The sequence below is a fragment of the Vibrio sp. 1S139 genome (genome assembly GCF_041439475.1).
Lineage (GTDB): Bacteria > Pseudomonadota > Gammaproteobacteria > Enterobacterales > Vibrionaceae > Vibrio > Vibrio crassostreae_C.
Genome location: NZ_JBGOOD010000019.1, coordinates 24,349 through 38,520, shown reverse-complemented (window position 1 = coordinate 38,520; position 14,172 = coordinate 24,349). Strand labels below are relative to the sequence as shown.

Genomic DNA, 14,172 nt, shown 5'->3' with positions numbered 1-14,172 from the left:
CGTTTTGACTACAATGCATTGAAGTGCACATGGTACCGTGCGGTATAGGGATCTCATTGGCCTAGAAAAAAACGAAGATCTTCACTATACCTTGTAAAACCTAGGCTGACGTCATTTTTATAGGATGGTGTTCTTGTTGGGGTAGTGCCGTGGCTGTTGTTGATATTATGTCCCGATAATGTGACTTTTATTGGGCTGCATTGTTGAAAGTTGTGTTAACAAAAGGTGTGTTATTAGTGAAATGTCATTTTAATATAAGTGTATTTGCATATTGATTTTTAGGCCGTCTCGCTGCATTATCCGCCCGTCAAAAAATACACTGATACGTAAAATGGATGCATGAAGCGACATTTACAGTCTCAATCGCCGCAAGAATATAACAAGAGTGCCGACACAACATTGACAGAGGCATAGGCGATTAAGAGGAAGGCTAGGAAGCATGATCGGTGCTTAAACTCAATTACGAGGTTCACGTGACAGACTTAATCAATTTGATGAACGATCTCCTTTGGGGATCTATCTTAGTTTACTTACTGGTTGGTGTGGGTATCTACTTCACTGTACGACTAGGCTTCATTCAATTCCGCCATTTCGGCCACATGTTCTCTGTTCTTAGAAACAGCCGTAAAGCAGACAGTGCTGGTATCTCTTCTTTCCAAGCTCTTTGTACTAGTCTCGCTGCTCGTGTAGGTACGGGTAACATGGCAGGTGTTGCTGTAGCACTAACCGCTGGTGGCCCTGGTGCTATCTTCTGGATGTGGCTAATCGCAATGCTAGGTATGGCAACATCGTTTGCAGAAAGCACACTGGCACAGCTATACAAAACGCGTGATAACGACGGTAACTACCGCGGCGGCCCTGCATACTATATGGAGAAAGGCCTAGGCATGCGTTGGATGGGGGTTCTATTCTCTATCTTCCTCATCATTGCATTTGGTCTTGTATTCAACGCGGTTCAAGCGAACGCGATTGCAAGCGCAATGAATACGGCATTCGACCTTGAGCGTAGCTACGTTGGTGTTGGTATCGTAATCATCTCTGCGTTCGTTATCTTCGGTGGTATCCGTAAGATTGCACGCACAGCAGAAATCATCGTTCCAATCATGGCATTGGCTTACCTAGCGATCGCTATGTACGTGATGTTCGCGAACATCGAGAAAGTGCCTGAAGTACTGGCTCTTATCTTCAAGAGTGCATTCGGTCTGCAAGAAGCAGCAGCGGGTGGCCTAGGTTACGCAATCGCACAAGCGATGATTAACGGCATCAAACGTGGTTTGTTCTCGAACGAAGCGGGTATGGGTTCTGCGCCAAACGCAGCAGCTTCTGCTACGCCTTACCCACCGCACCCAGCATCACAAGGTTACGTGCAAATGCTAGGCGTGTTCATGGATACCATTGTTATCTGTTCAGCAACAGTCGCAATCATCCTGATGTCTGGTGAGTATGTACCACACGGTGAAGTAACGGGTATCGAACTAACGCAACGTGCACTAACAGCACAAGTGGGCGAATGGGGCGGCATTTTTGTAGCGGTAGCGATTTTCTTCTTCGCTTTCACTTCAATCATTGCAAACTACTCGTACGCTGAAACGAACCTTATCTTCCTTGAGCACAACAACAAGAAGGGCCTAGTGCTGTTCCGTATCGTTGTTCTGGGTATGGTTATGTTCGGTTCTCTAGCGACGTTACCAACGGTATGGGCACTGGCTGACGTATCGATGGGCCTAATGGCGATTGTTAACTTGGTGGCGATTATCCTGCTATCAGGTATCGTGATTAAGCTAGCGAAAGACTACAACCGCCAACTAGACGCGGGTAAAGTACCAACATTCGATTCGAATGACTTCCCAGAGCTTAAGTCTCAGCTGGAAGACGGTATTTGGGACAACAACAAGAAGTAATCTTGTTGGAGCGATAAACGGCTCATCCTAAAGTGATTAGAAAGGCTAAGGTTTCGACCTTAGCCTTTTTGTTTGCCTGTCATTTGTCTCATTCTGTCTATCGAAGTAATAGGAAGAGTCATAAAGACAAGTTGATGTTTTTTCTATACTCTAGCAGCATCCAGTTAGATAACCGATTAGGGTAAAGTTATGTTAGTTGTCGTTTCTCCAGCCAAAACACTTGATTACGAATCACCATTAGCGACGGAACGCTTTAGTCAGCCTGAGTTTGTTGAACACTCTGCTGAGCTGATTGAAGAGTGCCGCAAACTGACGCCAGTAGATATTTCTGCACTGATGAAAGTCAGCGATAAAATCGCAGGGTTGAACGTAGCGCGCTTTGAGCAGTGGAGCGAGACCTTTACCCAAGACAACGCACGCCAAGCAATCCTAGCCTTTAAAGGCGATGTATACACTGGCCTAGACGCTGAAACGCTATCGGATGAAGATTTTGACTACGCACAAGACCACCTGCGCATGCTTTCTGGGTTATATGGCTTGCTTAAGCCGTTGGATTTGATGCAGCCATACCGCCTAGAGATGGGTACACGCTTAGCCAATGCTCGTGGTACTAACTTGTACCAGTTCTGGGGCAACATCATCACAGACAAGCTGAATGAAGCGTTGAATGCTCAAGGCGACAATGTGTTGATCAACTTGGCGTCTAACGAATACTTTAAAGCCGTGAAGCCGAAGAACTTGGATGGCCAAGTGATTACCCCTGTATTCAAAGACTGCAAGAACGGTCAGTACAAGGTGATCAGTTTCTACGCGAAGAAAGCGCGTGGCATGATGGCTCGCTACATCATCGAGAACAAGATCGACTCGGTTGAGGCTCTGACCCAGTTTGATACGGCGGGCTACTACTTCGTTGAAGAAGAGTCGAACGCGAAAGAGCTTGTCTTTAAGCGCGAAGAGCAAAACTAGTAGTCCTTGGCTAACGAGTAGCTCTCGGTTTTAGCCTGATAACAGACCAGATAGAGAAAAGCCCCATGCAGCGAACTGCATGGGGCTTTTTTATTGAATCGTTGAAGCTGGTAGATTACTTCTTCTTTGCTGCTTTCTTTTTCTTCGCGATTTTTTTCTTCTTCGCGATTTTTTGTTTCTCTACCGCTTTCTTATCTTCTTTCTTCGGCTTCTTCTTCTTCTTAGTCACGGCCGCTTTCTTATGCGTAGGGCGCATGCCTTCAATAAAGCGTTCTTTGATTGGTTCGTCTGTGTAACGAGCCACACGCTCAATCATTAGTTGATCGTGCGCTTCAATGATAGAAACCGCGTTACCTTTTTTACCAGCACGAGCAGTACGGCCAATACGGTGTAGGTATACGTCAGCAGTACGTGGCATGTCGTAGTTGATTACGTGGCTTACGTCTGGAAGGTCGATACCACGAGCAGCAACGTCAGTCGCTAGTAGTACGTTTACAGAGCCGTCACGGAAACGAGCAATCGCGTTGTTACGACGATCTTGAGGCATTTCACCTTGGATCCACGCACATGGAATTTGCGCGCTTTCAAGTTGAGCTCGTAGATCACCTAGACGATCACGCGTCTTCAAGAATACGATGCTGCGCTCAGCTTGCTCTGTGATGACGTGCTTTAGGATGTTCAGCTTGTGCTCTGCTGTGTCTGCACGGTGGTACCACTGAGTGATCTTCTTACGCTCACGAAGTGATGATTTCGCATCGATCTCCGCTGGGTTTTTCAGTAGATCTTCAGTGAAGCCTTCAATGCCTTTACCTTCTAGCGTTGCTGAGAACAGTAAAGTTTGTTTACGCCAGCGACACTCTGCAGACAGACGGTCAACAACAGGACCAAAGCCCATGTCTAGCATGCGGTCGGCTTCATCTAGAACCAGCCATTCAATCGCACGACAGTCAAAACGCTCGCCTTCAATGTATTCCATCAAACGGCCAGGTGTTGCTACTACGATATCTTGAGTGGTACTTAAGATATCTGCGTGCTCTTGGTACATCACACCGCCCGTGATCGTGAAGATATTTAGGCTGGTGTATTTAGCAAGCTCACGTGCTTGTTCGGTGATCTGCATTGCTAGCTCACGCGTTGGCGTCAGGATAAGCATACGTGCAGGGCCAGATTTTTTACGTGGGAAATCCAGTAGGTATTGCAGTGCTGGCAATACAAATGATGCTGTTTTACCAGTACCTGTTGGCGCAGAAGCCAAAACGTCTCTTCCATCTAACGCTTGTGGGATTGCTTCAGCTTGTATCTGTGTTGGACGTTCGTAGCCCATTTCGTCAATTGCTTTAAGCAGCTCTTGGTTTAGATCGAGTTCTGCAAAGGTTCTGATCACTGTTGTTTCTCCACAAGCAATAAATGTTTCTGCCTCAAAAAGCAGACGATAAAAAAGAGTAGTCGGACATTATAGAAGCATTAGTGATTAGGATCACATGGTATTTGCTACATCTTGAGATAAAAATCTTTAGTGAGCGCAATAAATGCTTCGCTATAACCACCTTGATGGTGAATTGTAAGCGATTCACGCTGCAAATCTTGCTCGCAAGCAGGATCTTTAGATAACTCGAATAAAATTCGGCTAGCTGGCTTTTTATCTGTTGTTTTTACATCAAGGCGTTTTGCTAGATACCAACCACATTGCTCGGCAAGCTTGATAAAACCTTCCCCCTCAGGCGTCGGTAGGATGAAACTGGCAGTCGCGGCGTCGGTTGTTATCTCGAAACAACGCTGGGCAAGCGCTAAATGATCCAAGCTGTCGGTGTGCCTGGCGGTGGCTCTTTGGCTTTGCTGCGCCTGTTCTCCAGAGTTGAAGTAGGGCGGGTTACAGATGATCGCATCAAACCTTTGTGGAAAGTCGGCTGTTAACACGCTGCCGTGATCAAGGGAGATACGATTTTGCCAAGGCGACTGCTCAATATTGACAGTGGCAGCATCAATAGCGTGTTGATCAATATCTATCGCAGAGATTGAAGCATCTTCAAAACGCTGCGCAGCCATCAAAGCCAGCAGACCTGTCCCGGTTCCAATATCGAGTACACATGATCTTTGTGGCAGGCTTACCCACGCGCCAAGTAATACGCCATCGGTACTGACTGGCATACCGCTTTTCCCGCCGTAAATTGAGAATTGCTTAAAATTGAAGCTTTTAGTTTGCACTGTTTTGTCTTTCATTAATGTTCTGAGTATCGAGATATTTTAAGTGATTAGCTCTAATGTTAACCGCTTGTATGAGTCAATGTTCTGCTTGAAAAAATATTGTTGTGCATTGTGGTTGGTTTATAATTGTGGCTATTTTTCTATAGCTAGTGGAATCCACTGCTTTTTGTTCTCATATGCAAATTTATATGGTGTTTTTGTGTGGTGACTTGCAGCTAGCCAGTTGTTTCGTCATTATGCGCGACTATTTTATAGATTGATTGGCAGCTTTGAGCTGTAACATTCATGTAAGCACAACATAAATTCATAAATATAATTAAGGATTATCTGTGAAACAGAGTCTAAAACTAACAGATATAATGGCATTGGGCTTTATGCTTTTTGCGTTTTTCTTGGGTGCGGGTAACATCATCTTCCCACCTCTAGCTGGCCAATTAGCCGGTGATCACTTCCTTCCAGCGATGTCTGGTTTTCTGCTGACTGCCGTTGGTCTGCCGTTAATCACTATCGTCGCGGTCGCAGTGGCTGGTGGCTCTTGGGGTCACTTAACTAAAGATCTTCCTAAGAAAGCAGCAACCATCATGGCTGTACTGATCTTTATCATTATCGGTCCTGCATTTGCTGCACCGCGTACTGGCCTTGTTGCCTATGAGATGGCGGTGAAACCGTTCTTCATCGATGCCTCTCAAGCTCACCTAACTCTCTTTTCGATTGCATTTTTTGCAGTAGCGATGTTCTTCTCATGGTCGCAAGGTAAGCTTATTGACGTCATTGGTAAGGTACTAACACCTGCACTGTTCGTTGGTTTGGTTGTACTGGCGATCGCTGTATTCGTTAACCCTCAAGGCGACGTTCTTGCGGCTCACGGTGAGTACATCACTCAACCACTGACCAAAGGTTTCCTTGAAGGCTACAACACCATGGATACTTTTGCTTCTTTGATGTTTGGTATGCTGATTGTTGATGCGATTCGTAGCAAGGGCATTACTGACCGTGCAGCGACGACTAAGTACCTAATTAGCGCGGGTTGTATTGCCGCAGCGGGTCTGGCGTTTGTTTACATCTCTCTATTTTTCCTAGGCGCAACAAGTGCAACAGTCGCAGCTGGTGCAGACAATGGCGGTGCTATTTTAAGCCTATACGTTCAATCGTTGTTTGGTCCTTCTGGTCAGCTAGTGCTTTCTGTGATCGTACTATTAGCATGTCTAACTACGGCGATTGGCCTTGTGTCAGCATGTTCTGATTACTTCAGCTCGCTAACGCCTCTGTCTTACAAGACTTGGGTAATCATCAATGGTGTAGCTTGTGCAACCGTTGCGAACGTTGGTCTTTCTCAACTGATTTCTCTGTCTGTTCCAGTACTGTTTGCACTGTACCCAGTCGCTATCGCGTTGGTTGCTCTGACATTCTTACGTAGCCGTTTCCCTAATCCAAAAGCGGCTTACCGCGTAGTGGTATTAGTGTCACTGCTGTTTGCTCTTATTGATGGCGCTAAAGTAGCGGGTGTAGACGTGTCTGCACTTAAGATGCTGCCACTGTTTGAGATCGGTATGGGTTGGTTGCTTCCAACAACGGCTGCAATCATCTGTATGTTCTTTGTTGGCAAGTCAACAGAACAAGAGATGGCTGAAGAGACTGTTTAATCTTCCGTTGAGATTAGATTGTCCTTCGAGATGAAATAGAAAAGGCCTCATTACTTCGCAGTAATGAGGCCTTTTTGTATTCTGTGGTCTTTTTATATCCAGCTAGTTACTTGGTTAGCTACTTAGCCGGGAGTACTTCTGTTTGGTTATAGCTTTTCGCTGTACTCAACCAGTACTTGCTCAACCCAGCTTGCGATACGGTCGTCGCTTAGCTCGTATTGTGAATCTTCATCAAGCGCCAAACCAACGAATTGAGATTTGTCTTCGGTTAACGCTTTAGACGCTTCGAACTCGTAGCTGTCATCGTTTGGCCAGAAGCCAACAAACTCTGCACCCGCGGTTTTCAGTTCATCATGCAATAGACCCATCGCATCTAGGAACCATTCGCCGTAGCCTTCTTGGTCACCCAAACCAAACAGAGCCACAACCTTGCCTTTCATAGGCGTGGTTGCGATGTCTTCCCACAGTTCATTCCAATCTTCTTGGATTTCACCGAAGTCCCAAGTCGAGATGCCCAGCAATAAAAGGTCGTAGTCCGCCATCAATGAAAGAGGGCTTTCTTTCACGTTATGGATATCAACTAGGTCTTCACCAATAATGCCGCGAATTTTCTCTGCTGCCATTTCTGTGTAGCAGGTGGTTGAGCCGTAAAATAATCCAATTTTCATAGCAAACGTTCGATTTTAATTTCAGATGGCGAATTCTAACCATAAATCGACTTCGATTGCAGCGATTATCCGCTCAAGTCGTAATTTTTATGGCATTCATATTTGCTCTGGCATACTCTCAAAACAGTTTCCAATATTGTGAGTAACACTATGCAGTCGCCTCAAGGGCAGAGCGCAGACCACGGTCTCGTTGAGCAGTTTTTAGATGCTATGTGGATGGAGCGAGGATTATCGGAGAATACGCTTGTCTCGTACCGTACCGATTTGTCCAAGTTATTAGCGTGGATGGAAAAGAACAATTACCGCCTCGACTTCATTAGCCTTTCAGGTTTACAGGATTATCAAGGCTGGTTAGCCGACGCCGATTTTAAGCAGACCTCTCGTGCCCGTATGTTGTCGGCGATTCGTCGCTTGTTCCAATATTTGCACCGCGAGAAAATCAGAGGCGATGATCCAAGTGCCTTGTTGATCAGCCCGAAGCTGCCGCAACGCTTGCCGAAAGATTTGAGCGAAGAACAGGTTGATGCTTTGCTCGATGCGCCAGATCCGAACGATCCGATTGAGCTTCGCGATAAGGCGATGCTTGAGTTACTCTATGCAACCGGTTTGCGTGTGACAGAACTGGTTAGCTTGACGATGGAAAACATCAGCCTAAGACAGGGCGTGGTGCGTGTTATTGGTAAGGGTGGCAAAGAGCGCTTAGTACCAATGGGCGAAAATGCGGTGGATTGGATAGAGACTTTTATTGAACAGGGTCGTCCACATCTACTTGGCGAAAACAGTTCTGATGTGGTTTTTCCGAGTAAACGCGCCAAGCAAATGACCCGTCAGACGTTCTGGTATCGTATTAAGCACTACTCGGTCGTCGCTGGTATCGACACAGAATTGTTGTCACCACACGTATTGAGACACGCTTTTGCGACGCATTTACTGAACTATGGCGCAGATCTCAGGGTCGTACAGATGTTACTTGGGCATAGTGACTTATCGACTACCCAAATTTATACTCACGTGGCGACTGAAAGGCTCAAGCAAATTCATGCGCAGCATCACCCACGTGCTTAAATCCATTTATTTTTAAGGTGAACTTAATGAGCGTATTACGCCGTCTTCCTCTACTAGCGCTTCCTCTTATGATTACTGCATGTAATGCATCAGAAGCGAAAGTAGAAACAACATCAACAGCCGTAGAAGCTGCTCCAGCTCAAGCTATTGATACAGCTGCGTTAACTAAGCGTTTTGAAAAAATCGGTATTAAGGTCGATAAGATTGTTCCTTCGGATATCGATGGTTTGTTAGAAGTTCAAACCAACAGCGGCATTATATTTTCTTCTCCAGAGGGCGATCACTTTCTAGCCGGTACACTTTACTCTTTAGATGAAAACGGTAAGTTCAGTGATGTTTTGGCTGAGCGTCAAGCTCCGCTGAATGCTGAAAAAGTCGCGGCGATGTCGGATACGGTTATTGAATACAAAGCCGATAACGAAAAGTATGTTGTGACGGTATTTACTGACATTACGTGTGGCTACTGTGTTCGTCTGCACAGCCAAATGCAGGGCTACAACGATCTGGGTATTACCGTTCGTTACATGGCTTACCCACGCCAAGGTGCGACAGGGCAAGTTGCCGATCAAATGGCAGCAATCTGGGCTTCAGATGATCCAAAAACAGCGATGCATGACGCTAAAGTAAATCGTCAAATGCCAGCGTCTGGTAAAGATCTAGCAGAGCAAAAGCAGATCATTTCTAAACAGTACCAATTAGGTCGTGAGCTTGGCATCAATGGCACACCGGCTATCGTGCTAGCAAGTGGTGAGTTGGTGAGTGGTTACTTACCGCCAGCACAACTTCTTCAACGTTTAGAGCAATAATCTCGTTTTCTGTATTGCCAATTTATCCCCCATGTTTTTGATTTAAGGAGTGGCCTGATTGATATCGGGCCCATTTTTATATGATAGAGATCCAACGCCGTCCTGAGGTCGACATTTCAGTCTTACCTGCTCACTTACCTGACTTGTTAAAGCGCATTTATGTGAGTCGTGGAATCGACAGTGCCGACCAACTAGAGACAGCAGCGAAAGGCTTGCACTCTTATCAAAAACTGGGCGGCATTGATGCTGCGGTTGAGCTGTTGTTCAAAGCTATTCAGCAGCAAAAACGCATCATCATTGTTGGTGACTTTGATGCCGATGGCGCGACCAGCTCGGCGCTGTCTGTTTTAGCGTTACGTATGCTCGGCAGCTCTAACGTCGACTATCTGGTACCAAACCGTTTTGAAGATGGTTATGGCTTGAGCCCTGAGGTTGTTGAACAGGCAATCGAGCTTGGTGCTGAAGTGATCATGACGGTCGACAACGGTGTATCTTCAATTGAAGGTGTTCGCTTTGCTAAAGAGAAAGGGCTAGAGGTTCTGGTTACCGATCATCACTTGCCGGGCAATGAACTGCCAATGGTCGATGCGATGGTTAACCCAAACCTTGAGAGCTGTGCTTTTCCTTCGAAAGCCCTAGCGGGTGTTGGTGTCGCTTTTTATCTGATGATGGCATTGTGTGTTCACATGCGTAAGTTGGGTTGGTTTGCAGAGCGCGGCATGACAGAACCTAAGTTGATGGAACTGATTGACCTTGTGGCGCTGGGTACGGTTGCCGACGTGGTTCCACTCGATGAAAACAACCGAATTTTAGTTCATCAAGGTTTGCAACGTATTCGTGCGGGTAAAGCTCGTCCGGGCATTCAAGCCTTGATCGAAATTGCTAAGCGAGACGCTAAGCGTTTGGTGGCGTCTGACTTTGGCTTTGCTCTTGGTCCTCGTATCAATGCAGCTGGTCGATTAGACGACATGTCTTTTGGTGTTGAGCTGCTAATGAGTAACAACATCCATGCGGCTCGTCGAATGGCGAGTGAGTTAGATGGCTTGAACCAAACACGTAAAGAGATCGAAGAGGGTATGAAGCAAGAAGCGATGGCTTTTTGTGAGCGCCTTGAATTTGGTAAAGACGACCTACCTTCTGGCTTGGCACTATTCCAACGTGATTGGCACCAAGGTGTGATTGGTATTTTGGCTTCGCGTATCAAAGACAAATACCACCGCCCAGTGATTGCGTTTGCAGATGGCGGCGAAGGCAGTATCAAAGGTTCATGTCGTTCAATTCCGGGTCTGCACATGCGTGATGCATTGGACCGAATTGATACTCAAAACCCTGGCTTGATTCTTAAATTTGGTGGCCACGCAATGGCGGCTGGTTTAACCATCATGGAAAAGGACTTTGAACGCTTCAGCAAGCTGTTCAATGATGTGGTGAAGAATGAACTTGGAGAAACAGCACTGAAGGGCATTATCTTGTCTGATGGTGAGCTGTTACCAGAAGAGTTCTCGATGCACACCGCTGAAACGCTGCGTTCAGGTGGCCCGTGGGGACAAGCTTTCCCTGAGCCAATCTTCGATGGTGAGTTTAAAGTGCTGCACCAAAAGCTGGTGGGTGAAAAGCACCTTAAGCTGATGCTTGAGCCGCTCTACAAAGGCCACCCAACCAATGTGATGATTGACGGTATTGCCTTTAACGTCGACCTACGTCGCTGGCCTGATGCATCAGTAAAAACCGTTCATCTTGCATTTAAGCTCGATATCAACGAATTTCGCGGCAACCAATCGTTGCAGCTGATGATTGATCATATCGAAGCCAAATAGTGATTTTGGGCTCAATAATGCTCATCATATAGTGCCAAATTCAACAAGCTCTGTTCAAAAACAGGGCTTGTTTTCCTTCCTGCCCTTACAAAATTTACGTGTTTTTTATGCCTGTCAATTTTATATCCCATTAAGTTGTTGAATCTTGGTTCACCACTCTAAAAAATTCTGTATCTCCGTCACACTTTTGAGTACAATTCTTCGGTTAAATTCTACTCATAAATGATGAGCTAAAATGTTTGAAATCAATCCTATAAAAAACCGTCTGCAGGATGTGTCTGAGCGCACAAATATCCTGAGGGGGTATCTTTGACTATGACGCTAAGAAAGAGCGTCTAGAAGAAGTAAACGCAGAATTAGAACAACCGGATGTATGGAACGAACCTGAGCGTGCTCAAGCGCTAGGTAAAGAACGTTCTGCATTGGAAGCGGTAGTAGAAACGATCGACCAACTTGACCAAGGTGTTGAGGATGTTGATGGCCTATTAGAGCTTGCGGTTGAAGAAGAAGATCAAGAAACGTTCGATGAAGTTGAACCAGAACTGGCCGAGCTTGAAGCTAAGCTAGAGAAGCTGGAATTCCGTCGTATGTTCTCTGGTGATCACGATGCATCAGATTGCTACATCGATTTACAGTCAGGTTCGGGCGGTACAGAAGCTCAAGACTGGACTTCAATGATGTTGCGCATGTACTTACGTTGGGCAGATTCGAAAGGCTTCAAGACTGAAGTTATCGAAGTGTCGGATGGTGATGTTGCTGGCCTTAAAGGCGCAACGGTACGTATTTCTGGTGAGTATGCTTACGGTTGGTTACGCACAGAGACTGGTGTTCACCGTCTAGTTCGTAAGTCACCATTTGATTCAAGTGGTCGTCGTCATACTTCATTTGCATCTGCGTTTATCTATCCTGAGATTGATGACAACATTACGATCGACATTAATCCTTCTGACCTACGTATTGACGTATACCGTGCCTCTGGCGCTGGTGGTCAGCACGTAAACACCACGGAATCAGCGGTACGTATTACTCACGTTCCGACTAACACTGTGGTTCAGTGTCAGAATGACCGTTCGCAGCATAAGAACAAAGATCAAGCGATGAAGCAGCTACGTGCTAAGCTTTTTGAACTTGAGATTCAAAAACAAAATGCTGAAAAACAAGCGAGCGAAGAGACGAAATCAGACATCGGTTGGGGCAGTCAAATCCGCTCTTACGTGCTGGATGATTCTCGTATCAAAGATTTACGCACCGGCATCGAAAACCGTAATACTCAAGCGGTTCTTGACGGTGACTTAGACAAGTTTATTGAAGCTAGCCTGAAATCAGGTCTGTAAGCTTTATCAACTATTAAGCTTTACCAATAATATTGGTAAAAATGCCTATATTTGCAAAAATATAGCGGTCCAAATTTTAAAAGCAGGGTACATCTCTAATGACTGATGCTGTTCAAAACGAAAACGCACAAGAAGCTTCTTCACCTGAAGAGAACAAACTAATCGCTGAGCGCCGCAGCAAGCTGGATCACATCCGCCAAAACTGCAAAGCTAACGGTCACCCAAATGACTTCCGTCGTGAGCACCTAGCTGGCGATCTTCAAGCGGAATTCGGTGAGAAGACTAAGGAAGAGCTAGAAGAGCTTAACCACATCGTTGCGATCGCTGGTCGTGTTATGGCGAAGCGTGGTCCATTCCTTGCGATTCAAGAAACTTCTGGTCGTATCCAAGCATACGCAGCGAAAGACGTTCAAAAAGTACTGAAAGAGAAGTACCAAGGCCTAGATATCGGTGACATCATCGGTGTTAAAGGTGCGCTTCACAAATCAGGTAAAGGCGACCTTTACGTGAACATGGAAGAGTTTGAATTGCTGACTAAAGCACTTCGTCCTCTACCAGAGAAGTTCCACGGTCTAACTGACCAAGAGATGCGTTACCGTCAGCGTTACGTTGACCTAATCGTGAACGAAGATTCTCGTAATGCATTCATCGTGCGTTCTAAGCTTGTATCTTCAATCCGTAACTTCATGAGCGCGAAAGGCTACCTAGAAGTTGAAACGCCAATGATGCACGTGATCCCGGGTGGCGCAACTGCACGTCCGTTCATCACTCATCACAATGCACTAGACATCGACATGTACCTACGTGTTGCACCAGAGCTTTACCTTAAGCGTCTAGTGGTGGGTGGTTTTGACCGTGTATTCGAGATCAACCGTAACTTCCGTAACGAAGGTCTATCTCCACGTCACAACCCAGAATTCACAATGATGGAATTCTACCAAGCGTACTCTGACTACAAAGACCTTATGGATCTGACAGAAGAGATGCTAAGCACGGCAGCAATGGACGTTCTTGGTTCTACTTCTATGCCTTACGGTGACGAAACGGTTGAGTTCGGTGGCACTTACGCTCGCATGAGCATGTTCGATGCAATCAAACACTACAACCCTGAGCACGCTGAGATTCAAGCGCTAACAGAAGCAGACCTACAAGACCGTGAAAAGATGGTTGCTATCGCAAAATCTGTACACGTAGACGTAGAAACGTTCTGGACATGTGGTCAGCTTCTAGAAGAGATCTTTGGTGAAACGGCTGAGCCTCAGCTAATTCAACCAACGTTCATCACTGGCTACCCAGCGGACATCTCTCCTCTAGCTCGTCGTAGCGATGACAACCCGTTCTTCACAGACCGTTTTGAGTTCTTCATCGGTGGCCGTGAAGTTGCGAATGGTTTCTCTGAGCTTAACGATGCACAAGACCAAGACGAGCGTTTCAAAGCGCAAGTTAACGCGAAAGACGCGGGTGATGACGAAGCGATGTACTACGATGCAGACTACATTACTGCACTAGAGCACGGCCTACCGCCAACAGCGGGTCAAGGTATCGGTATCGACCGTCTAGCAATGCTATTTACAAACACGCACACAATCCGTGACGTGATCTTGTTCCCGGCAATGCGTCCACAGGCGTAATTCTCGCTTATAGGGCGTAACAGCCTATGTAATTAAAAAGCCACCTTCGGGTGGCTTTTTCTGTTTTGGGGCTTCAAAACCTAGTCTGTACCGCACTCTTGATTCGAAAAATCGTTATTTCTGACATAGTCTTACT

General features: G+C 46.1%; 11 protein-coding genes. 8 read left to right on the top strand and 3 right to left on the bottom strand.

The features are described from left to right. The first annotated feature begins 473 nt into the window (after positions 1-473). Both ACED46_RS08815 and yaaA read left to right on the top strand, forming a co-directional pair. Positions 474-1,901 carry a sodium:alanine symporter family protein gene (locus ACED46_RS08815; protein ID WP_032545312.1) on the top strand — a complete coding sequence of 476 codons (1,428 nt, stop codon included), beginning with the start codon at positions 474-476 and terminating at the stop codon, positions 1,899-1,901. 189 nt (positions 1,902-2,090) lie between these two features. Continuing rightward, positions 2,091-2,867, top strand: a complete 777-nt coding sequence (yaaA, locus tag ACED46_RS08810) for a peroxide stress protein YaaA (protein ID WP_017059322.1) — start codon at positions 2,091-2,093, stop codon at positions 2,865-2,867. A gap of 115 nt (positions 2,868-2,982) precedes the next feature. On the opposite strand, the gene srmB is transcribed toward yaaA, so the two are convergent. Continuing rightward, a complete protein-coding gene (gene srmB, locus ACED46_RS08805) occupies positions 2,983-4,251 on the bottom strand; it encodes an ATP-dependent RNA helicase SrmB (RefSeq protein ID WP_371721275.1) in 1,269 nt (422 codons plus the stop codon). 107 nt (positions 4,252-4,358) lie between these two features. After that, entirely contained in the window at positions 4,359-5,087 is a 729-nt protein-coding gene (locus ACED46_RS08800; RefSeq protein WP_017059324.1) for a tRNA1(Val) (adenine(37)-N6)-methyltransferase, read from the bottom strand. A gap of 314 nt (positions 5,088-5,401) precedes the next feature. Between ACED46_RS08800 and brnQ the strand changes: the two genes are divergently transcribed. After that, positions 5,402-6,715 carry a branched-chain amino acid transport system II carrier protein gene (brnQ, locus tag ACED46_RS08795; protein WP_136981991.1) on the top strand — a complete coding sequence of 438 codons (1,314 nt, stop codon included), beginning with the start codon at positions 5,402-5,404 and terminating at the stop codon, positions 6,713-6,715. A 146-nt stretch (positions 6,716-6,861) separates the two neighbouring features. Here the strand turns inward: brnQ and fldB are convergent, their stop codons facing one another. Then, the gene (gene fldB / locus ACED46_RS08790; RefSeq protein ID WP_017062875.1) at positions 6,862-7,383 is read right to left on the bottom strand and encodes a flavodoxin FldB; all 522 of its coding nucleotides are present in this window, start codon (positions 7,381-7,383) and stop codon (positions 6,862-6,864) included. A gap of 150 nt (positions 7,384-7,533) precedes the next feature. Between fldB and xerD the strand changes: the two genes are divergently transcribed. The 5 genes from xerD to lysS all read left to right on the top strand — a co-directional run bounded on the left by xerD (position 7,534) and on the right by lysS (position 14,036). Continuing rightward, the gene (xerD, locus tag ACED46_RS08785; RefSeq protein WP_017059327.1) at positions 7,534-8,448 is read left to right on the top strand and encodes a site-specific tyrosine recombinase XerD; all 915 of its coding nucleotides are present in this window, start codon (positions 7,534-7,536) and stop codon (positions 8,446-8,448) included. A gap of 26 nt (positions 8,449-8,474) precedes the next feature. Beyond that, complete coding sequence (locus ACED46_RS08780) at positions 8,475-9,254, top strand: thioredoxin fold domain-containing protein (RefSeq protein WP_017067617.1); 780 nt, start codon at positions 8,475-8,477, stop codon at positions 9,252-9,254. An 80-nt stretch (positions 9,255-9,334) separates the two neighbouring features. Then, the gene (gene recJ, locus ACED46_RS08775) at positions 9,335-11,071 is read left to right on the top strand and encodes a single-stranded-DNA-specific exonuclease RecJ (RefSeq protein WP_017059329.1); all 1,737 of its coding nucleotides are present in this window, start codon (positions 9,335-9,337) and stop codon (positions 11,069-11,071) included. A 235-nt stretch (positions 11,072-11,306) separates the two neighbouring features. Then, positions 11,307-12,405 (top strand): peptide chain release factor 2 gene (gene prfB / locus ACED46_RS08770; protein ID WP_371721274.1). Its coding sequence is split into 2 segments (ribosomal slippage): positions 11,307-11,381 and positions 11,383-12,405, totalling 1,098 coding nucleotides; the frame shifts between segments, so codons are not numbered across the junction. 98 nt (positions 12,406-12,503) lie between these two features. Beyond that, complete coding sequence (gene lysS / locus ACED46_RS08765; protein WP_017059330.1) at positions 12,504-14,036, top strand: lysine--tRNA ligase; 1,533 nt, start codon at positions 12,504-12,506, stop codon at positions 14,034-14,036. Positions 14,037-14,172: the final 136 nt, after the last annotated feature.

Bases quoted from the DNA above. Each gene is read 5' to 3' on its own strand.
- yaaA (WP_017059322.1), top strand. From the start codon at position 2,091: ATGTTAGTTGTCGTTTCTCCAGCCAAAACACTTGATTACGAATCACCA.
- ACED46_RS08800 (WP_017059324.1), bottom strand. From the start codon at position 5,087: ATGAAAGACAAAACAGTGCAAACTAAAAGCTTCAATTTTAAGCAATTC.
- fldB (WP_017062875.1), bottom strand. From the start codon at position 7,383: ATGAAAATTGGATTATTTTACGGCTCAACCACCTGCTACACAGAAATG.
- xerD (WP_017059327.1), top strand. From the start codon at position 7,534: ATGCAGTCGCCTCAAGGGCAGAGCGCAGACCACGGTCTCGTTGAGCAG.
- ACED46_RS08780 (WP_017067617.1), top strand. From the start codon at position 8,475: ATGAGCGTATTACGCCGTCTTCCTCTACTAGCGCTTCCTCTTATGATT.
- recJ (WP_017059329.1), top strand. From the start codon at position 9,335: ATGATAGAGATCCAACGCCGTCCTGAGGTCGACATTTCAGTCTTACCT.
- lysS (WP_017059330.1), top strand. From the start codon at position 12,504: ATGACTGATGCTGTTCAAAACGAAAACGCACAAGAAGCTTCTTCACCT.